The organism is Nocardioides sp. Leaf307 (genome assembly GCF_001423135.1).
GTDB classification, from domain to species: Bacteria; Actinomycetota; Actinomycetes; order Propionibacteriales; family Nocardioidaceae; genus Nocardioides; species Nocardioides kribbensis.
Genome location: NZ_LMNY01000002.1, coordinates 701,444 through 721,884, shown reverse-complemented (window position 1 = coordinate 721,884; position 20,441 = coordinate 701,444). Strand labels below are relative to the sequence as shown.

Annotated in this window: 18 protein-coding genes; 9 read left to right on the top strand and 9 right to left on the bottom strand. The window is 75.0% G+C overall.

The window, feature by feature from the left end; all coding sequences use genetic code 11:
* Positions 1-40 precede the first annotated feature (40 nt).
* A complete protein-coding gene (locus ASF50_RS12610) occupies positions 41-280 on the bottom strand; it encodes a helix-turn-helix domain-containing protein (RefSeq protein ID WP_056862290.1) in 240 nt (79 codons plus the stop codon).
* 101 nt (positions 281-381) lie between these two features.
* Between ASF50_RS12610 and ASF50_RS12605 the strand changes: the two genes are divergently transcribed.
* On the top strand, positions 382-1,095 hold the full coding sequence (locus ASF50_RS12605) for a hypothetical protein (protein WP_156718261.1): 714 nt from the start codon (positions 382-384) through the stop codon (positions 1,093-1,095).
* A 3-nt stretch (positions 1,096-1,098) separates the two neighbouring features.
* Entirely contained in the window at positions 1,099-2,436 is a 1,338-nt protein-coding gene (locus tag ASF50_RS12600) for an AAA family ATPase (RefSeq protein ID WP_056904658.1), read from the top strand.
* Positions 2,437-2,511: 75 nt separating this feature from the next.
* Here ASF50_RS12600 and ASF50_RS12595 read toward each other — a convergent pair whose 3' ends face one another.
* Genes ASF50_RS12595 through ASF50_RS12585 form a run of 3 tightly spaced genes read right to left on the bottom strand, consistent with a single transcriptional unit; the run spans position 2,512 to position 5,194 of the window.
* A complete protein-coding gene (locus tag ASF50_RS12595) occupies positions 2,512-3,351 on the bottom strand; it encodes a thioesterase family protein (protein ID WP_056862293.1) in 840 nt (279 codons plus the stop codon).
* Positions 3,348-4,745: a hypothetical protein gene (locus ASF50_RS12590; RefSeq protein ID WP_228943282.1), complete on the bottom strand. Its 1,398-nt coding sequence runs from the start codon at positions 4,743-4,745 to the stop codon at positions 3,348-3,350. Before ASF50_RS12590 ends, ASF50_RS12595 begins: the two co-directional genes overlap by 4 nt.
* Positions 4,746-4,747: 2 nt before the next feature.
* Entirely contained in the window at positions 4,748-5,194 is a 447-nt protein-coding gene (locus ASF50_RS12585) for a hypothetical protein (RefSeq protein ID WP_056862294.1), read from the bottom strand.
* A gap of 276 nt (positions 5,195-5,470) precedes the next feature.
* Here ASF50_RS12585 and ASF50_RS12580 point away from each other — a divergent pair, with 276 nt between their 5' ends.
* From ASF50_RS12580 to pruA, 3 genes are all read left to right on the top strand, one after another.
* Positions 5,471-7,045, top strand: a complete 1,575-nt coding sequence (locus tag ASF50_RS12580; RefSeq protein WP_082503150.1) for a WS/DGAT/MGAT family O-acyltransferase — start codon at positions 5,471-5,473, stop codon at positions 7,043-7,045.
* Positions 7,042-7,458, top strand: coding sequence for a DUF6912 family protein (locus tag ASF50_RS12575; protein ID WP_056904656.1), 417 nt, complete (start codon positions 7,042-7,044; stop codon positions 7,456-7,458). The genes ASF50_RS12580 and ASF50_RS12575 overlap by 4 nt, the downstream gene beginning before the upstream one ends.
* A 63-nt stretch (positions 7,459-7,521) precedes the next feature.
* Positions 7,522-9,150 (top strand): L-glutamate gamma-semialdehyde dehydrogenase, encoded by a 1,629-nt coding sequence (pruA, locus tag ASF50_RS12570; protein ID WP_056904655.1) that lies wholly within the window; start codon positions 7,522-7,524, stop codon positions 9,148-9,150.
* A gap of 115 nt (positions 9,151-9,265) precedes the next feature.
* Here pruA and ASF50_RS12565 read toward each other — a convergent pair whose 3' ends face one another.
* Positions 9,266-10,375: an alkene reductase gene (locus ASF50_RS12565; RefSeq protein ID WP_268778357.1), complete on the bottom strand. Its 1,110-nt coding sequence runs from the start codon at positions 10,373-10,375 to the stop codon at positions 9,266-9,268.
* A 66-nt stretch (positions 10,376-10,441) separates the two neighbouring features.
* On the opposite strand from ASF50_RS12565, the gene ASF50_RS12560 reads away from it, so the two are divergent.
* Positions 10,442-10,726, top strand: a complete 285-nt coding sequence (locus ASF50_RS12560; protein WP_056904654.1) for a hypothetical protein — start codon at positions 10,442-10,444, stop codon at positions 10,724-10,726.
* A 29-nt stretch (positions 10,727-10,755) separates the two neighbouring features.
* Here ASF50_RS12560 and ASF50_RS12555 read toward each other — a convergent pair whose 3' ends face one another.
* The 3 genes from ASF50_RS12555 to ASF50_RS12545 form a co-directional block, all read right to left on the bottom strand.
* Positions 10,756-11,250: a DUF2505 domain-containing protein gene (locus ASF50_RS12555; RefSeq protein WP_056862298.1), complete on the bottom strand. Its 495-nt coding sequence runs from the start codon at positions 11,248-11,250 to the stop codon at positions 10,756-10,758.
* Between the two features lie 118 nt (positions 11,251-11,368).
* Entirely contained in the window at positions 11,369-13,891 is a 2,523-nt protein-coding gene (locus tag ASF50_RS12550; protein ID WP_235557687.1) for a glycoside hydrolase family 65 protein, read from the bottom strand.
* Between the two features lie 101 nt (positions 13,892-13,992).
* Complete coding sequence (locus tag ASF50_RS12545; RefSeq protein WP_228943275.1) at positions 13,993-14,778, bottom strand: HAD family hydrolase; 786 nt, start codon at positions 14,776-14,778, stop codon at positions 13,993-13,995.
* Between the two features lie 103 nt (positions 14,779-14,881).
* On the opposite strand from ASF50_RS12545, the gene ilvD reads away from it, so the two are divergent.
* From ilvD to ASF50_RS12530, 3 genes are all read left to right on the top strand, one after another.
* Complete coding sequence (gene ilvD, locus ASF50_RS12540) at positions 14,882-16,561, top strand: dihydroxy-acid dehydratase (RefSeq protein ID WP_056862300.1); 1,680 nt, start codon at positions 14,882-14,884, stop codon at positions 16,559-16,561.
* Positions 16,562-16,566: 5 nt separating this feature from the next.
* Positions 16,567-17,592 carry a hypothetical protein gene (locus tag ASF50_RS12535; RefSeq protein ID WP_056904653.1) on the top strand — a complete coding sequence of 342 codons (1,026 nt, stop codon included), beginning with the start codon at positions 16,567-16,569 and terminating at the stop codon, positions 17,590-17,592.
* A gap of 144 nt (positions 17,593-17,736) precedes the next feature.
* The gene (locus ASF50_RS12530) at positions 17,737-18,870 is read left to right on the top strand and encodes an FUSC family protein (RefSeq protein WP_235557661.1); all 1,134 of its coding nucleotides are present in this window, start codon (positions 17,737-17,739) and stop codon (positions 18,868-18,870) included.
* 242 nt (positions 18,871-19,112) lie between these two features.
* Here the strand turns inward: ASF50_RS12530 and eis are convergent, their stop codons facing one another.
* Positions 19,113-20,390, bottom strand: coding sequence for an enhanced intracellular survival protein Eis (eis, locus tag ASF50_RS12525; RefSeq protein ID WP_056904652.1), 1,278 nt, complete (start codon positions 20,388-20,390; stop codon positions 19,113-19,115).
* Between the last annotated feature and the right edge of the window lie 51 nt (positions 20,391-20,441).

Genomic DNA, 20,441 nt, shown 5'->3' with positions numbered 1-20,441 from the left:
CGTCGGCCGCCTGGCGACGGCCGGCCACGCACCACCACCGCTAGGGCTCGGGGCGCTCGGCGGCCTCGACGTAGGGGTGCTCGTCGACGAACGTGCGGGTCTCGGCGTACATCCGCTCGATGAACTGCTCCAGCTGCTCCGACTCCACGCGCCACTGGCCGCGGCCGCCGATCTTGATCGCCGGCAGGTCGCCGCGGCGCACCAGCGCGTAGACCTGGGCGCTGGAGGTGTTGAGCACCTCGGCCACGTCGGCGAGGGTGAGGAAGCGAGGCGACGCCATGGCCCCATCGTCGCACCTGCCTCCGACGCACGGCACGAGCGGTGGTCCGGACCTGTGGAGAGACGATGTCTGTCTCCGGCGCCGCTGGGCATGATGGCACCGTGGCCAGGAAACTCGGGAGCACTCCGTCACCACCCCAGCCGTCGGCGGCCCTCGCGCCGCCCGCCGCGCAGCGCACGCGGTCACCGGGGTGGCGCGACCCGCGGCTGTGGATCGGGGTGGCCATCGTGGCGGGCTCCGTCGTGCTCGGTGCGCGCCTGCTGGCCGCGGCCGACGAGACGGTCGCGGTCTGGGCGGCCGCCGACGACCTCGGCCCGGGTGAGCGGATCGACGCCGGCGACCTCGAGGCGCAGCGGGTGCGCTTCGCCGACGACACCGACCTCGCGCGCTACTGGAGCGCCGACGAGGAGCTGCCGGCCGACCTGACCCTGGTGCGGGGGATCGGGGCGGGGGAGCTGCTGCCGCGCGGGGCCACCGGTCCGGCCGGGGATGCCGACCTGCGCGTCGTGCCCGTCGCGGTCGACCCCGGGCTCGTGCCGAGCGGGGTCGGGCCCGGCGTCGTCGTCGACATCTACGTGCTCGACGGTGCCGGCGCGCTCGCGGAGGGCGACGCGGGCGCGGCGGGAGGCGCCGACGCCGAGGAGAGCCGCATCGAGGGCCTCTCGGTGGTGGGCGTGGCCGCCGACTCCGAGGGCTTCGCCGCCTCGGGCCAGCAGCGTCTCGACCTCGCGATGAGCCCTGAGCAGGCCGACCGGTACTTCGCCCTGCTGGCCTCGCTGGGCGACCCGGTCGTGACCGTGCTGCTGGGGGGCTGACCCGTGCCTGACCGCACCGCCGTCGTCCTGGTCGTCGCCTCCGGGGCGGCGTGGGAGTCCCCGGCGCTGCAGCACCTCAACGCCCGCCCCGGCGTGGTCGTGCTCAAGCGCTGCGTCGACGTCGACGACCTGCTCGCCTCGGCCGCCGCCGGTCAGGCCGACGTCGCCGTGCTCGGCCTGGACTCCCCGGGCCTCGACCTGGCCGCCGTCGACCACCTGCGCCGCCACGGCGTGCGGCCGGTCGCCGTCGTGCCCTCCGCGCTCTCCCCGGAGGCGGCCCGGCTGCGGGCCTCGCGCATCGCGATCTCCTCGATCGTGCCGGAGACGCGCCTCGACTCCCTGCCCGAGGCGGTCACCGCGCCGGAGGAGCCGCCGCCGCCCACACGCCCGGCCGGCGGCGGCGACCCGGTCCCCGCGGCCCCCACCGCGCCGCGTCCCGCTCCGCCGGAGCCCGACTCAGCGCGCGACCGGCCCGCCGCGGCCCCCGCGTCCCCGTCGGCGCCCGGCCGCGTGGTCACGGTGTGGGGCCCCGCCGGCGCCCCGGGTCGTACGACGATCGCCGCCGGTCTCGCGGCGGTCCTGGCCGGGCGCGGCGCGCGCACGGTGCTGGTCGACGCCGACCCCCAGGGAGGGGCGGTGGCCCAGCAGCTGGGCATCCTCGACGAGGTCTCGGGCCTGCTCGCCGCGGCGCGTCTGGCCTCGGCGGGCATGGTCGAGGAGCGGTTCGCCAGTGTGCAGCGCTCCCTGGGGCCGCACCTCTCGGTGGTGACGGGCCTGCCGCGTGCCGACCGCTGGGCCGAGGTGAGGGCCGGCGCCCTGGAGCACCTGCTGGAGGTCGGCAGGGAGCAGGCGCAGGTGGTGGTCGACACCGGGTCGAGCCTCGAGGGTGACCTCGGTGCGGAGCTGTCGGGGCGACCGGGGCGCAACCACCTCACCCTGGCCGCCGTCGACGTGGCCGACACCCTTGTGGTGGTGGGCACGCCCGACCCCGTGGGCCTCTCGCGGCTGGCCCGCGGCCTGGCCGAGCTCCACGAGCACACCGGGGGGCGTCCCGTCCACGTCGTGGTCAACCGGATGCGGTCGACCCTCGGCTGGAGCGAGAAGGACGTCGCGGCGATGGTGGCCGGCTTCGGCCGGGTGGAGGGCCTGCACTTCCTGCCCGACGACCGGGCCGGGGTCGACCGCGCCCTCGTCGCGGGTCGCACGCTCACCGAGTCGGGGGACACCCCGCTCGTGCGCGCCCTGGCGCCGCTCGCCGACGCCCTCGTCCCCGACGTGGCGCGCGAGCACGCCTCACCCCGCCCGGGCCGGGGCGCGCGGGCGCGCCGACGCACCCGGTGAGCCGCGGGCGCGACCCGGCGACCGGTGGGTCCGCCGCCGCGGCGCTCCGCAGCGACTTCAGCGCCCGCAGCACCCTCAGCGCGGGCGGAGGGTGAGCACCTGCGCCGCGCGGCCCACGGGTCCGTGGAGGTCGTGCAGCACGCTGCTGGTCAGCCCGACGCCGTCGGGGCCGAAGACCACCGTGGTGTCGAGGCCCAGCCACACCGGGTCGCCGTCGGCCACCCGCGGCTCGCGCACGAGGTGCACGGTGAGGTCGAGGTTGGGGAAGGCCCACTCCTGCGGCGAGGTGCGCACCGCCAGCCCGTTGGCGGTGTCGACGAGGCCGAGCAGCCGCGCCAGGGCGCTCGCGGGCTCACCGGCCACGAGCGCGGCCGTGGTGGAGATCCACGACCGGCCCCGGCCGGGCTCGACCTCCCCGGCGGCGCGCACGTCGAGGCCGGCGATGTAGCCGCCCGGCCAGACGTCGGTCATGGCTCGCGTCGGCAGGTCGTGGGGCGGTGGGAGCGGCTCCCCGGCCCCACCGGCGACCACCGAGGTGTCGCCGGTGGCCAGCCGCCACACCCGGGCACGGGCCGCCGCCCGGCCGGCGCTGCGCAGGGTGGCCTCGACCAGCTCGATGGTGCGGCCCGGGCGCAGCACCTCGACGTCGACCTGCACCTCCTCGGGCCCGATGACCCCGAGGATGTCGACCGACACCCGGCTCACCGTCATCGCCCGCGCGCCGCCGGCAGCACCGGTGGGGCCGGCGGCCCGGGCGGCGGCGTCGCGCTCGACCTCGTGCACCAGCAGGCCCACGAAGGGGCTGATGTGCTGCTCCGCGGTCGACCACGCGCCGCCGGTGAGGTCGGTGGGCAGGAAGCGGCCCTCGGCGAGCCGGTCGAAGAACCGGTCGGGGCGCTCCACGTCGCGGCTCACGCCGCGAAGAGGAGGTAGAGGCCGCCGGCGGTGAAGGCGACCATGACGAAGAGCAGCGGCAGCTGCCCGGTGAGCTGGTGGCGTCGCGGCAGCAGCTTGATGGCCCGGTCGTGGGCGGCGACCACGCCCAGCACGTGGCCCAGCACGACCGCGGCGACCTTCGTGTTGGCCAGCAGCGTGGGGTGGTTGGAGAGCCAGTAGTTCGGCGTCCAGCTGCCGGTGCCGAGCAGGTCGGAGCCGTTGCTCAACGGGTCGCTGGCCTGGATGAGGGTCTGCTGGCCGTACTCCACCCAGTAGGACAGGTAGTGGGCGATGATGTAGCCGACGATGATCGGGACCACCGAGTGGGCGAACAGCATCGGCAGCGCCCGCCGCGACCGGCCCTCCTCGACGCCGGTGGTCATCGTGCCGAGGGCGAAGAGCCCCCCGACCCCGGCGCAGAAGACGACCAGGCCGATGTTGTTGGCCACGTCGGGCGCCCAGGAGCGGGAGTCGATCCACGCGGTGTTCTGCAGGAACGAGACCCAGCGCAGGGAGTCGCGGAAGGAGTCGAAGGCGGTGGACCCGAAGAGCACCGCCACCACGGCCACCAGCCCCGGACGCGGCACGAGGGAGTCGAGGTTGGCCAGCGGGCTGCGCAGCAGCACCACCCCGTCGCGCCGGCCCCACACCGAGAGCTTGGCGACGAGGCTGGAGTAGACCTCGAAGGGGTCGGCGCGCTCGTACCAGACGTTGCCGAAGACCGCCCCGCCGACGAGCATGGCCGCGACGTAGACCGCCGCCCACAGCCGCACCGGCCCCAGCTCGGTGGAGTAGGGGTAGACCAGCTCCAGCCACACGAAGGCGAAGAGACCGATCGCCGCCGGCCAGTAGCCGAGCCGCTCGGGGTAGCGCAGCAGGCCGACCTCGGGGTCGCCGCCGGAGATCTTCGCCAGCGCCAGGTTGATCGTGCGGGCCGGGCTGATGGCCTTGAAGACCGGGCCCAGGAGCACCGAGGCGGGCACGATCCCCACCCACAGCCACACGTAGAACATGCCGAAGAAGGGGTTGAGCAGCAGGTCGCGGCCGAAGACCGCGGCGAGCGCCCCCCAGCCGAAGACCGCGAGACCTGCGACGCGCAGGGCCACGCGCCACGGCACGGAGTCGACCACGCGCGTGAGCAGCGGCAGCGGCCGGCCGCTGGTGGCGGCGTCGTAGCGCGGGCTGCGCCACGCCACCGCGAGCACGGTGAAGGAGACCGTCAGCGCCGCCACGGCGCCGGCGATGGCCAGCTCCGGGGAGATGGGCAGGTCCTTGGCGCCGCCGATGCCGTGCGCCTGGGTGACCCGGTCGTCGGTGACCCCGGCGGCGAGGGCCGCCTGGAGGCCGGCGTGCAGGCCGGTCAGGCCCGCCACGGTCAGGAGACCTCGAGCTGCAGGATGGTCAGCCCGAGGTCGTGGGACTCGACCTCGACCACGCCGGGCTGCTCGAAGGTGAGCTCGAGGTCGGTGGTGCCCTCGTCGTACTCCAGCTCCTGCTCGGGGGTGGAGTGCACGTGGATCTCGCCCGGGGCGTCGGCGGTGATCTCGAGGGTGACGGTCTCGTCGAGGGAGACGGGCAGGCGCTGGGCCTCGGGGGAGACGGTGTCGCCCTCGATGGTGATCGGGACGACGGTGCCGGCCGGCTCCTCGGAGCCCTCCGAGGCAGAACCGGAGGGCGAGGCGCCCGAGCCCTCGGTGGCGCCGGTCGTCGCGCTCGACGTCGCCGCACCGGGGGTGTCGTCGGAGACCGTCTCGGCGTCCCCGCAGCCGCTGGCGAGCAGCAGGACGCAGGTGAGGGCGGCGGACGAGGCCAGCAGACGCATGGTGCGGGTTCCTTCGCAGACGGGGACGTGGCGGACCGGGGGGAGGTCGGCCGGGGGCCGGCCGTGGTCGTCGGCCCGGTGGTGCACGGGCCTCTGACAGAATCGCACGACGAGCAACTCCGGGGAGAGCCGGGCCGGTGGGTTCAGCAGCCCCTCAGCGCGGTCTCAGCGGGTCCTCAGCCCGCCCCCGGCCGGGGGCGCCGAGGGCCCGGGTCGGCCCCGGTCCCGCCCGCCCCGTCCCGGTGGAGGGACCCCCGTCAGCACAGAGAGGCACCGATGAGTGAGCGTCTGCGGTCGCGGGACCTCGCGTTCCTGACCGAGGAGTCGTTGACCACCCCGAGGCACAACGCGACGGTCGAGATCTTCGAGCCGGGCGACTCGGGCTTCGACTACGACCGGCTGGTGGAGCTCATCGCCGACCGGATCTCCTTCGTCCCGCGCTACCGCCAGCGCGTGCAGAGCGTGCCGGGCTGGCTGGCCAACCCGGTGTGGGTCGACGACGAGCGCTTCGACCTGGGCTACCACGTACGCCGCTCCGCGCTGCCCCGCCCCGGCTCGCTCGACCAGCTGCGCGAGCTGGTCGCCCGCATCGTGTCGCGCCCGCTCGACCGCAGCCGCCCGCTGTGGGAGGTCTACTTCGTGGAGGGCCTCTCCGGTGGTCGGGTGGCCCTGCTCTACAAGTCCCACCAGGCGCTGGTCGACGGCGTCGGCACGGTCGACCTGGCCCAGGTGCTGCTCGACTCCTCCGCGGAGCCGAAGTCGCTGGGCCACGACGACTGGGCGCCGGAGCCCCGCCGCTCCACCCCGGGCCTGGTGGCGGAGGCGCTCGGTGACTCCCTGCGCGACCGCGCGACGGTGGTCGACACCCTGCGCAGCAGCACCGGCGCCCTGACCCGCACCGCCACCGGTGCGGCCGAGCGCGCCGGCCGTGTGGTCGGCGGGCTGACCGGGCGGGGCCAGGCCCCGGAGACCCCGCTGGCCGGCCGGCTCTCCCAGCAGCGGCGCGTGGTCTCGGTGACCACCCAGCTCGCCGACTACCGCCGCATCCGCGACGTGCACGGCGGCACGGTCAACGACGTCATCCTGGCCACGGTCGCCGGCGGCCTGCGGGCGTGGCTGATGACCCGGGGCGCCTCGCTCGGGTCGCTGAGCCAGGTGCGCGCCGTCGTGCCGGTCTCGGTCATCGACCACGAGCTCGAGGCGACCTCCCTCGGCAGCCAGATCGCGCCCCACCTGGTGCAGCTGCCCCTGGGCGAGGCCAGCCCCGTCGTGCGGCTGCACCAGCTGAGCTACTCCTTCCTCTCCCACCAGGAGACCGGCCGCAGCGTCGCCGCCAACCGGCTGGCCGGGATCGCGGGCTTCGCCCCGTCGACCTTCCACGCCATCGGCAGCCGCGTCGCCGCGGCCGAGACTCGCCGGGGTGCGCAGATCACGATCACCAACGTGCCGGGCCCGCAGTCGCCGCTCTACGCCGCGGGCGCCCGCATGCAGGCGACCTACCCCGTGCCGCCGCTCCCGCCGGGCCAGACCCTCGCCTTCGGCGTGACCTCCTACGACGGCGGCGTCTACTACGGCATCACCGCCGACCGCGACAAGGTCCCCGACGCCGAGGTCCTGGGCCAGTGCCTCTCCGAGGCCCTCGACGAGCTGCTCGACACCGTGACCGGCGCCCGCTCGCGGGTGCCACGGGGCCGCCGTCGCGGCGGCGCCGGCACGACGGCCCCCCGGTCGACCCGCAGGGTCACCCGGCCCGCGAGCAGCCGCCCCACCGGCGGCGCGACCCCGCCCACCAGACCGTCCGCGGGCCCGCCCACCAGCCCGCCCGACGGCCCCGCGGGGGAGGAGTCGTGAGCCCGCGCTCCGGCGCCGTCCGCGCCTACGTGCCGCTCACGTCCTCCTCGCTCGCCGCCCTCGTCGCCGCGGGCCGCCTCGAGGGCCCGCTGCGCGCCCACGCGGTGACCGAGGCGCTGCGCGCGGAGTGGCCCGACGGCGACGAGGAGGGCTGGGAGTACGCCGCCCTCATGGCCGCCGCCGCCACGTCGCGCACGCTGCTCACCCCCGCCGACCGGCCGCGCCGCGTGGTGCTCGCCGTCGACGTGCCCGCGGTCGAGGCCGTCGCCGGCGACGACCCGACGCTGGTCGACGTCGCCGCCGACGTGCCCTGGCGCACCGTCGCCTCGGCCCACGTCGACCCGGTCGACGACGCGCCGGACGACGACGACCTCGCGTGGTACGCCACCCAGGAGATCGCCCACCTGCTCTGACCCCCGCGGGGGGAGGGGGCCGGGACTCGGAGCCCGGGGCACGGCCTCGTTAGAGTCGCGCCCATGGACGCCCTCACCTTCCCGCCGGCACCCGTCAACGAGCCCAACCTCACCTATGCGCCCGGATCGGCGGAGCGCGAGGCGCTCCAGGCCGAGATCGCGCGGCTGGAGTCGGAGCAGCGCGACCTGCCCGCCCACATCGGCGGCGAGGCGCGCCCCGGCGGCGGGGCCGAGATCCGCGTCGTGCAGCCCCACGACCACCAGCACGTGCTGGGCGTGACCCGCAACAGCACCCGCGCCGACGCCGAGGCCGCGATCACCGCCGCCCAGGACGCCGCTCCCGCCTGGCGCGCGATGGCCTTCGACGAGCGCTGCGCGGTGATCCTCAAGGCCGCCGACCTGCTCGCCGGTCCGTGGCGCCAGCGCATCAACGCCGCCACCGTGCTGGGGCAGTCGAAGACCGCCTTCCAGGCCGAGATCGACAGCGCCTGCGAGCTCATCGACTTCTGGCGCTTCAACGTGCACTACGCCAAGCAGATCCTCACCGACCAGCCCATCGCCAACTCCCCGGGCATCTGGAACCGCACCGACCACCGCCCCCTCGAGGGCTTCGTCTACGCGATCACCCCCTTCAACTTCACCGCCATCGCCGGCAACCTGCCGACCGCGCCGGCGCTGATGGGCAACACCGTGCTGTGGAAGCCCTCGCCGACCCAGCAGCTGGCGGCGTCGCTGACCATGGAGCTGCTCGAGGAGGCCGGCATGCCGCCGGGCGTCATCAACATGCTCCCCGGCGACGGCCTGGAGGTCTCCGAGGTGGCCCTGGCCCACCGCGACCTCGCCGGCATCCACTTCACCGGCTCGACCCCCACCTTCCAGCACCTGTGGCGCACGGTGGGAGAGAACATCGCGGGCTACCGCTCCTACCCCCGCATCGTCGGCGAGACCGGCGGCAAGGACTTCGTGGTCGCCCACCCCTCGGCCGACCCCGACGTGCTGCGCACCGCGCTGATCCGCGGCTCCTTCGAGTTCCAGGGCCAGAAGTGCTCGGCGGCCTCGCGCGCCTACGTCGCCCGCTCGGTGTGGGACCGGATCAAGGACGACCTGGTGGCCGAGGTCGAGGCGATCAGCGTCGGCGACCCCACCGACTTCTCCCACTTCATGGGCGCCGTCATCGACGACCGGGCCTTCGCCAAGCACCGTGCCGCCATCGCCCGCGCCCAGGAGACCCCGCACCTCACGGTGATCGCCGGCGGCCAGACCGACGACTCCACCGGGTGGTTCGTGCGTCCCACGGTCGTGGAGTCGACCGACCCCACCGACGAGATGTTCTCGACCGAGTACTTCGGCCCCATCCTCGTCGTGCACGTCTACGACGACGCCGACTTCGAGTCGGTCGTGCACCAGATGGAGTCCTTCGCCCCCTACGCCCTCACCGGCGCGATCATCTCCCAGGACCGCGCGGCCATCGCCTGGGCTCGCAAGGAGCTGCGCTTCGCGGCCGGCAACTTCTACATCAACGACAAGCCCACCGGCGCGGTGGTGGGCCAGCAGCCCTTCGGCGGCGGGCGCGCCAGCGGCACCAACGACAAGGCCGGCGCCGCGGTGAACCTGCTGCGCTGGACCTCGCCGCGCTCGATCAAGGAGACCTTCGTGCCGCCGACCGACTACCGCTACCCCTACATGGGCTGAGCCCCGGCGCGCACGCCCGCAGACGCCACGAGGCCCCACCGGACGACCGGTGGGGCCTCGTGCTGCGTCGGGCCCTGGTGCGGGACCTGGGTCGACCCGCGGGGGAGTCGGAGGCTCAGGCCTCGAGGGCGGGGTAGTCGGTGTAGCCCTCGGCGCCGCCGCCGTAGAACGTGTCGGGGTTCGGCTCGTTCAGCGGGGCGTCGGTCTGCCAGCGGCGCGGCAGGTCGGGGTTGGCGATGAAGAGCCGGCCCACGGCCACGGCGTCGGCGAGGTCCTGGTCGAGGATGCGCTGCGCGTCCTCCTTGGTGGTGACGGTGCCGAAGCCGTCGTTGGCGATGACCACACCGCCGAACTCCTTGCGCAGACCCTGGATCAGGTCGAGCTCGGGGTCGGCGAGGAAGCTCAGGTAGGCCAGGCCCAGCGGGGCGATGGCCTGGACGAGCGCGGTGTAGGTGGCCTCGACGTCGGCGGGGTCGGTCTCGGTGCAGCCCTGGATGTTGTGGGCCGGCGAGATGCGGATGCCGACCTTGTCGGCGCCGATCTCGGCGGCCACGGCCCGGGTGACCTCGATGGCGAAGCGGGCACGGTTCTCCGGCGAGCCGCCGTAGGCGTCCTCGCGGTGGTTGGAGCCCGGAGCCAGGAACTGGTGGATGAGGTAGCCGTTGGCGGCGTGGACCTCGACCCCGTCGAGACCCGCGTCGATCGCGCCGCGGGCGGCGTCGACGTACTCCTGCACGACCGAGGCGATCTCGTCGGTCTCGATGGCGCGCGGGGTGGGGGAGGGCTTCATGCCCCCGGCGGTGAACATCTCGTCGGGGGTGGCGATCGCGCTCGGCGCGATCAGCTCCTGGCCCCCGGTGTTGTCGGGGTGCGCGACGCGGCCCGCGTGCATGAGCTGGGCGACGATGCGACCGCCGCCGGCGTGCACGGCCTCGGCGACGCGCTTCCAGCCGGCGAGCTGCTCGGCGGTGTGGAAGCCGGGGGTGTTGAGGTAGCCCTGGCCGTGGGCGCTGGGCTGGCTGCCCTCGGTGATGATGAGCCCGGCGGAGGCGCGCTGCGCGTAGTACTCCACGTTGAGGTCACCGGGCACGGTGCCCTCGGCGCGGTTGCGGGTGAGCGGCGCCATCACGAGGCGGTTGGGGAGCTCCCAGTTCTTCACGGTGAGGGAGTCGAAGAGGTCGGCCACGGTGGTGTCAGCTCCTGTACGTCGGGTGCGGTCGGTCACGAGCACGAACGCCCCGGACGCCCCACCTCATCCCGGTCTCACCCGGGGAGGTGAGAATGGGGCGTGATGAGCACCGCAGCCCTCGCGCCGACCGCCGACACCGCCACCGTGTGGCTGGTGGCGCTGCACCTGGGCGCCCTGCACCCGGTGGAGCAGGCGCTCACCGTGGCGCTGGCCTTCGGGCCCTTCCTGGTGCTCGGCGTCGTCGTGGCGCTGCGGCGCCGCTCCGACCGGGCCGCCGAGGAGGCCGCGGGCGAGGAGGTCGCCGACGACGGCGCCCGGGCGGCCCAGGCACCCGACGCCGGCGACGGACCCCGAGGTGCCCCCGGCCGCGACCCCGGCCACGACTGAGCGACCGGGGCGACCCGGGGCGGCCTCGGTCAGCGGGCGAGGTACTCCCGGCCGACCTTGTTCTCGGCCTTGAGCGCCTTGAGGAGCATGTCGCTGACCAGGCCCTCGATCTTGCCGCCGACCAGCGGGATGCCGACCTTGATCTCCAGGTCGACGGTCTCGGTGGTGACCCCGCCGGCCTCGCGCAGGGTGGCGGTGCCCTTCATCTCGCCGGGCTTGCCCGGGATGGTCACGAGCACGGCGCCGCGGTCGATCGTGCTCCACGACTCGGTCTGCACGATGTTGATCTCGTCGCCGACGAACTTGGTGGCGAAGGAGGGGATGCCCTTGGCCGGCTGCACCTGGTCGATGACGACCTCCATGCCGTCCTCCGGCCGGTCGCCCTTGGGGGTGACGGTCACGGTGCGCGAGAGCACCCGCTGGTAGTCGCAGACCTCCTCGCGGAAGGACCGGTCGGCCAGCATCGCGGCCACCTCGGCCAGGGGGGCGTCGTAGGTCAGGTCGTGCTTGAGTCGCTTGCTCACTTCTCACCTCTCGTGGCCGCGCCGGGGGCGCGGGGCCGCGTGCGTGCGGATCGGTCGGTGCACATCATGCACGGGTGTGCACCGAGTCGGCAGGCCCGACCGGGTGACGTGCGCCCGGTCAGCTCTGCGGGACGTGCGGCCCGATCGCGGGCAGCTCCTCCTCCTCGGCGAGGATCTCGGCGTACGTCGGGTCCTCGAAGGAGATCGGGTCGGGCACCCCGGCGGTGATGCGGGTGCCGTCGGAGCGCACCCCGCCGAGCTGCGGCTCGTCGCCCAGGTGACCCGAGAGCCGGTCGCCGTGGCCGTCGAGCGCGACCACGAGCGGGGCGCCGGCGCGCACGACGTGCTCGCGGCCCGCGACCGCGATCTCCACGTCGGGGGCGTCGTCGCCGTCGAGGGTGAAGCTGATCGCGGCCTCGGTGAGCTCCACGCGCACCCGGGTGCCGCGCCAGGTGACCGCGAAGCGCAGCCGGCCCCAGGCGTCGGGCAGCCGCGGGTCGAAGGACAGTCGCGGACCGCGGTCGCGCATGCCGCCGAAGCCGAAGACCAGCGCGCTCCACACACCGCCGGTCGAGGCGATGTGCAGGCCGTCGACGGTGTTGCCGTGCAGGTTGCACAGGTCGACGTAGAGCGACTGCAGGAAGTACTGGAACGCGACCTCGTGGTAGCCCACCTCGGCGGCCATCACCGACTGCACGACCGCCGACAGCGTGGAGTCGCCGGTGGTGATCGGGTCGTAGTACTCGAAGTCGGCGCGCTTCTCGGCCGCGGTGAAGCGGTCGCCCTGGAGGAAGAGCGCGAGCACGACGTCGGCCTGCTTGAGCACCTGGAAGCGGTAGATGACCAGCGGGTGGTAGTGCAGCAGCAGCGGGCGCAGCTCGTCGGGCGTGCGCGTGAGGTCCCAGACCTCCCGGTCGAGGAAGAAGTCGTCCTGCGGGTGGATGCCCAGGCCCTCGTCGAAGGGGATGTGCATGCCGGCCGCACAGCGGCGCCACTCCTCGACCTCGTCGTCGCTGAGGTGCAGCCGGCCCACCAGGCGTGCGTGCTCGACGGGGTGCTCGGCGCGCAGCAGCTCGACGGCGGCCACGGCCTGCTCGAGGTTGTAGCGCGCCATGACGTTGGTGAAGAGGTTGTTGTTGACGACCGTCGTGTACTCGTCGGGGCCGGTCACGCCGTGGATGTGGAACGACAGCGAGCCGTTGCTGCGCCAGAAGCCGAGGTCGACGTACATCCGCGAGGTCTCGACGAGCACGTCGATGCCGTCGCGCACGAGGAAGCCGGTGTCGCCGGTGGCCGCGACGTACTGCGTCAGGGCGTAGGAGACGTCGGCGTCGATGTGGACCTGGGCGGTGCCGGCGGCGTAGTAGGCCGAGGCCTCCTCGCCGTTGATGGTGCGCCAGGGGAAGAGCGCGCCGCTCTGCGCCATCTCGCGGGCCCGGTGGCGCGCGGCGGGCAGCATCCGGGTGCGGAAGTGCAGCAGGTTCCGGGCCAGGTGGGGCTGGGTGTAGGTGAGGAAGGGCGCGACGTAGATCTCGGAGTCCCAGAAGTAGTGCCCCTCGTAGCCCGAGCCGGTCACCCCCTTGGCCGGCACGCCCTGCTGGTCGGCGCGCGCGCTGGCCTGGGCCAGGGAGAAGAGGTTGAAGCGGATCGCCTGCTGGGTGGCGAGGGTCGCGTCGACGTCGGTGCCGTCGGCGGCCTCCACCTCGACGTCGGCGGCCGACCAGAACCGGTCGAACCACGCGCGCTGCTCGGCGTGGTAGTGGGCCACGCCGTGCAGCGCGGCGCGGTCGAGGGTGCGGTCGCAGCGGTCGGCCAGCTCGCGCACGGGCACGCCGCGCGAGGTGTGGTAGGCCACCGTCTTCTCCAGGCGCACGGTGCGGCCCTCGCGGGCCTCGACGCGGAAGACCATCTTGGTGAGGTCCTCGTCGTCGCGCAGGATCACCTCGGGCTCGTCCTCCGACTCCAGCCGGTGGTCGGCGCCGACCGCGATGGTCATCTTGGAGTTGGCGCACATGTAGCCGAGCATCATCCGGTCGTGGCGCGCGTAGCTGAGCCGCGGCAGCAGCACCCGGTCGTCGAACGACGCGGCCTTGCGCGGGTCGACGCCCTCGCCCATCGACTGCGAGGAGACGTGGTACTCGTCCTTGCCGTCCTGGCGGTTGAGCACCTGCGAGGAGATCACGATCGGGGCGTCGCCCTCGAGCATCGTGACCTCGAAGGTCATCACCGCGAGGTGGCGCTGGGTCATCGAGACCATGCGGGAGGACTCGACCTTGACCCGCTTGCCCGAGGGGGTGCGCCACACCAGCGAGCGGCGCAGCACGCCGTCGCGGAAGTCGAGGCTGCGCTCGTAGTGCTCGAGGTCGGCGGTGCCGATGGTGAGCGGCTCGTCGTCGACGTAGAGCTTCATCAGCTTGGCGTCGGGCACGTTGACGATGGTCTGGCCGGTGCGGGCGAAGCCGAACGCCGCCTCCGCGTGGCGGATCGGCCAGGTCTCGTGGAAGCCGTTGACGAAGGTGCCGTGGGCGTAGGCGTCGCGGCCCTCGGCGGGGTTGCCGCGCATGCCGAGGTAGCCGTTGGCGACGGTGAAGAGGGTCTCGGTGACCCCGAGGTCGTCGGGGTCGTAGGCGCGCTCGACCAGGCGCCACGGGTCGACGGGGAAGCGGCTGCGGTCGACGGGGTCGGCCGCGACGTGGCGGCCGTGGCTGCCCTGGGCCTGACCCTGCCCGGGGGTGCGCGCGCTCACGGGACCAGCTCGGCGAGGTCGGCGACGACCAGCGTGGCCCCGGCGCCGGTGAGCACCTCGGCACCGGCGCCGCGGTCGACGCCGACCACGACCGCGAACCCGCCGGCCGCGCCGGCGCGCACGCCGGACACGGCGTCCTCGAGCACCACGGCCGAGCCCGGGTCGGCGCCCAGCACGGTGGCGGCGTGCACGAAGGTGTCGGGGGCCGGCTTGCCCGGCAGGCCGAGCTCCTCGGCCACCGCGCCGGACACGACGGTCGCGAAGCGGTCGGCCAGGCCGGCGGCCTCCAGCACGGCGGGGGCGTTGGCCGAGGAGGACACGACCGCCAGCGGCGTGCCGAGGTCGCGCAGGTGGTCGAGCAGTGCCACCGAGCCCGGGAAGGCGGTGACGCCGTCGCGTGCGAGCACGGCGTTGAAGGCGTCGTTCTTCCGGTTGCCCAGGCCCTTGACGGTGGGCGCCCGGTCGGGGGCGCCGGAGTCGGTGGCCTCGCCCTCGGGCAGCGTGATGCCGCGCGAGGCCAGGAAGTCGCGCACGCCGTCGTAGCGGGGCTTGCCGTCGACGTGGGCGAAGTAGTCGGCCTCGGTGTAGGCCGACCAGTCGCCCGCGGCGTCCTCGGAGCGGTGCTCGGACAGGAAGGCGTTGAACATCTCCGACCAGGCGCGCATGTGCACCTCGGCGGTCGGGGTGATCACGCCGTCGAGGTCGAAGAGCACGGCGGCGTGCGCCGACCAGTCGACCGGGGTCGTGCCGGCGGGCTCGGGCGGGGTCGCGGGAGTCGTCACCGCAGCAGGGTAGGCCGCGCGTGTGTCGCGGGTGTGAAGGCCCGGCGTACGCAGGTCGGGACGGTGACGGGCGCAACGCCGCGGCGGACGTAGGCTGCTCGGCATGGACGACCAGCCGGACCTGAAGCCCCGCTCCCGCGACGTCACCGACGGCCTCGAGAGAGCGGCCTCGCGCGGCATGCTCCGCGCGGTCGGCATGGGCGACGACGACTGGGAGAAGCCCCAGATCGGCGTGGCGTCGAGCTGGAACGAGATCACCCCCTGCAACCTCTCGCTCGACCGGCTGGCCAAGGCGGTCAAGAACGGCGTGCACGCCGCCGGCGGCTACCCGCTGGAGTTCGGCACGATCTCGGTCTCCGACGGCATCTCGATGGGCCACGAGGGCATGCACTTCTCGCTGGTCTCCCGCGAGGTCATCGCCGACTCGGTGGAGACGGTGATGATGGCCGAGCGCCTCGACGGCTCGGTGCTGCTGGCCGGCTGCGACAAGTCGCTGCCCGGCATGATGATGGCCGCGGCCCGCCTCGACCTGGCCTCGGTCTTCCTCTACGCCGGCTCGATCATGCCCGGGCAGGTCGACGGCAACGACGTCACGATCATCGACGCCTTCGAGGCCGTCGGCGCCTGCCTGGCCGGCAAGATCACCCGCGAGGAGGTCGACCGCATCGAGCGGGCCATCTGCCCCGGCGAGGGCGCCTGCGGCGGCATGTACACCGCCAACACGATGGCCGCCGTCGGCGAGGCCCTCGGCATGTCGCTGCCCGGCTCGGCCGCCCCGCCGGCCGTCGACCGGCGCCGTGACGGCTTCGCCCACCGCTCCGGCGAGGCCGTGGTCGAGATGCTGCGCCGCGGGATCACGGCGCGCCAGATCATGACCATGGAGGCCTTCGAGAACGCCATCACCGTCGTCATGGCCCTCGGCGGCTCCACCAACGCCGTGCTGCACCTGCTGGCCATCGCCCGCGAGGCCGAGGTCCCGCTGACCATCGACGACTTCAACCGCATCGGCGACAAGGTCCCGCACCTGGCCGACCTCAAGCCCTTCGGCCGCTACGTCATGAACGACGTCGACAAGATCGGCGGCATCCCGGTGGTCATGAAGGCGCTGCTCGACGCGGGCCTCATGCACGGCGACTGCCTCACCGTCACCGGCCGCACCATGGCCGAGAACCTCGAGGCCCTTGCGCCGCCGGCCCTCGACGACGACGTCATCCGCCGTCTCGACCGCCCGATCCACGCCACCGGCGGGCTCACCATCCTCAAGGGCTCGCTGGCCCCCGAGGGCGCCGTCGTGAAGTCGGCCGGCTTCGACGAGTCGGTCTTCACCGGCACCGCCCGCGTCTTCGACGGCGAGCGCGCCGCCATGGACGCCCTCACCGCCGGGCAGATCACCGCCGGCGACGTGGTCGTCATCCGCTACGAGGGCCCCAAGGGCGGCCCCGGCATGCGCGAGATGCTCGCCATCACCGGCGCCATCAAGGGCGCCGGCCTGGGCAAGGACGTCCTGCTGCTCACCGACGGCCGCTTCTCCGGCGGCACGACCGGCCTCTGCGTCGGCCACGTCGCCCCCGAGGCCGTCGACGGCGGCCCGATCGCCTTCGTGCGCGACGGCGACCGGATCACCCTCGACGTGCTCAACCGCAGCCTCGAGGTCGAGCAGGGCGACGACTGGGAGTCGCGCAAGGAGGGCTGGGCGCCCCGCGAGCCGAAGTACACCCGCGGCGTGCTGGGCAAGTACGCCCGCACCGTCGCCTCCGCCGCGCACGGCGCCGTCACCGGCTGAGCCGCGTGAGCGTCCCGCGACGGGCGCCGAGCGAGCGCCGGGCGCTGCTCGGCGCCCTCGCCGGGCTGGTCGCGCTGGTGCTCGCCGCGGGCCTGGTCACCCACCTGCCGCGGTGGCTCGCGGGTGACGACCCGGTCGCGGAGGGCGTCGGGCGCCCCGGTGCGGCCCCGGGGGCGGGCCCGGGCCCGGGCGGCGGCCGCGGCGACCGGCGTACGCCGGAGCAGGTGCGGGCCGCCAACGCCGCGACGCTGCTGCCCAACGGCACGCGCCGCGTCTTCGGCGCCGACGACTTCCTGGTGGCCTACTACGGCACGGCGCAGACCCCCGCCCTCGGGGTGCTCGGGGAAGGAGCGCCCGAGCAGGTGCGCGAGCGCCTCGACGCCGCGGCGCGGCCCTTCGCCCGCCCCGGCTCGCCCGTGCAGCCGGTCTACGAGCTCATCGTGACCATCGCCGACGCCGGGCCCGGTGACGACGGCGACTACGCCCACGACGTGCCGCGCGCCGAGGTGGAGCGCTGGATCGCCGCGGCGCGCCGGCACGACGCGCTGCTGCTGCTCGACCTGCAGCCGGGCCGCACCGGCTTCCTCGACACCGCCCGCCGCTGGGAGTGGGCGCTGCGCGAGCCCCACGTCGGGCTCGCCCTCGACCCCGAGTGGCGGATGGGGCGCCGCGAGGTGCCCGGGCAGGTCATCGGCAGCGTCGGCGCCCGCGAGGTCGACCGCACCTCGGCCTGGCTGGCCGGGCTGGTGCGCCGCTGGGAGCTGCCGCAGAAGCTCTTCGTGCTCCACCAGTTCCGCACCGACATGGTGCGCGACCTCGCGGCCGTCACCTCGCGCCGGGAGCTGGCGACGGTGCAGCACGTCGACGGCTTCGGCGCGCCCCGCGAGAAGCTCGCGACCTACCGCGCGGTCGTGCGACCGCAGCAGTTCCGTCGCGGCTTCAAGCTCTTCTACGACGAGGACGTCGACCTGATGGGCCCGCGCGAGGTGCACGCGATCCGGCCCGCGGTGAGGTTCGTGAGCTACCAGTGAGCCAGCCGTGAGCCACCCGACGGGCTCGGGCGCCCTCCAGCCCGACCCCGGGCGGGTCACCGGGCGTCGCGGGCACCACCGCCCCGACCTCCACCCAGTGGAAGCCCGCGGGAAGGTGGCGCGGCCCCGACGGTTCGACCGGACGTGCCTGAGGTGACGACCGAGCCATCACGCCCGCCCACGACGACGCCGCGCCGGCCCGGTGGTGGTGGCGGTGGCCGGCTGCGCGACCAGCTCCTCGCCCTCGGACCCCACGACGGCGCGCACCGCGTCGCGGCCCGCGCGGGGGTCTCGATCCTCGTGCCGCTGCTCGTGCTGCTGGCCGCGGGTCGTCTCGAGTGGGCGCTCTACGCCACCTTCGGCGCCTTCGCCGCGCTCTACGCCCGCGACCGCGGCGGCGCCGAGCGACGCCGCATGCAGCTCACGCTCGCGACGCTCCTGGTGCTCGCCGTCGGGCTCGGCACGATCGTGGCGACCTCCCCGCACCGCGCCTGGCTGGCCGTGCCGCTGGCGGCCGGCGCCGCCGCGCTCGGCTCCACGCTGTCGGACCGCCACGCCTGGCACCCGCCCGGGGCGCTCTTCCTCGTCTTCGCCTTCGGCGCCACCGCCTCGGTGCCCTCCACGGCGGGCGACGTGCCGGTCGCTCTGGGCGTGGCGGCGGCCTCGGCCGCGCTCGCCGTGGTCGTGGGGGGCCTCGGCGCGGCGGTGCGCGCCAGGCTTGTCGGGTCGGGCGCCGCCGGTGGGCCCGGTGCAGCGGTGGGTGCGCAAGCGGCGGCGGGTGCGACGGCAGGTGCGACGGCCGTCGCGGCCGCCCGGGTCGCGCCGACCGACGTACGACGCCACGCGCTGCGGGCCGCCCTCGGCGTGGCGCTGGCCGGTGCGCTGGCCACCGCGACCGGCATCGGCCACCCCTACTGGGCGATGGTCTCGGCCGTGGTGCCGCTCGCCGCGCGCGACCCGCGGGCCCAGGCCGTGCGGGGGCTGCACCGCCTCCTCGGCACAGGCGTCGGTCTGCTGGTCGCCGCGGCCCTGCTCGGCCTCGACCTCGAGGGGCTGGGCCTCGTGCTCGTGGTGGTCGCGCTGCAGGTGGGCGCAGAGCTGCTCGTCGGGCGCAACTACGCCCTCGCGCTGGTCGCCATCACGCCGCTGGCGCTGCTGATGGTGCACCTGGCCAGCCCGGTGCCCGTCGGCACGCTGCTGCTCGACCGCGCCGTGGAGACCCTGCTCGGCGTCGCCGTCGGGCTGGCGGTGGGTCGGGCGCTGCGGCGCCGGCCCTGACCCGCGGTCGCCGTCGGTCGCGTGGGTTGCTGAAGCGGCGCAATTGCGTGGTGGTGCGGGGGGTGGGGTGGGGGGGTGCGCGGCTGGTGCCGGTGGTGGGTCGCGTGGGTTGCTGAACCGGCGCAATTGCGTGGTGGCGCCGCCGGTCGGGTGAGGGGTGTGCGCGGCTGGTGCCGGGGTGGGTCGCGTGGGTTGCTGAACCGGCGCAATTGCGCCGTTGCGCACCGGACCGACCGGGCGGCTCAGAAGTAGTCGCGCACGTGCAGCGGGCGGCCCGCGAGCAGCAGGTCGAGCAGGGTGTCGTGGTGGTCGGGCCCGGTGAGGTGGTCGAGCATGCGCAGGTTGGCGCAGGTCTGCACGCCCGCGAAGAGGAGGGCCAGCCCCTGCGGCGTGAGGGTCGGTACGTCGACCCCGCCCGGCGCACCGCCCGCGACCCCACCGGTGGCCAGCCGCTCGCAGCGGCCCGGCCCGTCGCCGAGCGTGAGCCGGTAGCGACCGTCGGCGCCGAGCCGGTCGCCGGCCACGGCGAGGTCGATCGCGACACCTGACCCGGCAGCCCCGTCCCCGGTCCCGCCCCCGGCCCCGCCCCGCGGGCCGGGACCCGCGGGGAGGGCGAGACGTCGAGCGGTGAGGGCGCCGGCGACGTCGTGCACCCGCAGCATGTAGGGGTGGTGGGCGGCGGGGTCGGGTGACCAGGTGACGCCGGGCAGGAGGAGCCGTGCGGGGTCGGCACCGGAGGTGCGCAGCGCGAGGGTGGGGGCGACGGAGGCGGAGCTGGCCAGCACCTGCCACAGCGCGCGGTAGCCGTCGGCGCTGACGGCGAGGAGGTCGTGCACCTCGAGCACGCCGTCGGGGCCGTAGCCGCCGTGGCGCGACCAGCTCGCGTAGCCGACCACCCGCCCCGCGGCGTCGACGGCCAGGGTGGTCGCGCCGCGGTCGGCGTGGAGCTCGGCGTCGGGCCGGTCGAAACGCGGGCCGGTGCGGGTCAGCGGACCGTTCTGCGCCGCGGCCCAGGCGGCGTACAGCCCCTGCACCGCGCGCACGTCGCCCACCTCGGCGCGCCGCGTGGTGACGCCGGTGGGCGGGCGCACGCGCGACAGCAAGGCGGTCGGCAGGGTGACCCGGTCGAGGGCGGCGACCAGCTCCCAGCCCAGCGAGCGGTAGATGCCGGGGGCGGTGGGGTAGAGCGTCGAGAGGACCTCGCCGCGCGCGGCGGCCTGCGCGAGGAGCGGGGCCATCACCGCGGCGAGCAGCCCGCCGGAGCGATGCTCCGCGGCGACGGCCACGCCCGCGATGCCGCAGGTGGCGAGCTCGACCCCGCCCCACCACGACGCCTGCTCGAGCGCGACCACCTTGGCCACGAGCCGGCCGCCGTCGAGAGCGCCCCAGCCGTGGCGACCCGGCGGCGGCTCGGCCGGGCGCGTGCGGGGCGGGCTGCCGGCCGGCGGGGCGCCGAAGGCCTCCTCGGCCAGGGCGGCCTCGCCCTCCCAGTCGTCGGGGGTCAGCTCGCGGATCTCCACGACCCCGAACCTAGCCGGGCGCGCCGGGCCGGTGGCGGGCCCGGGGCGGGC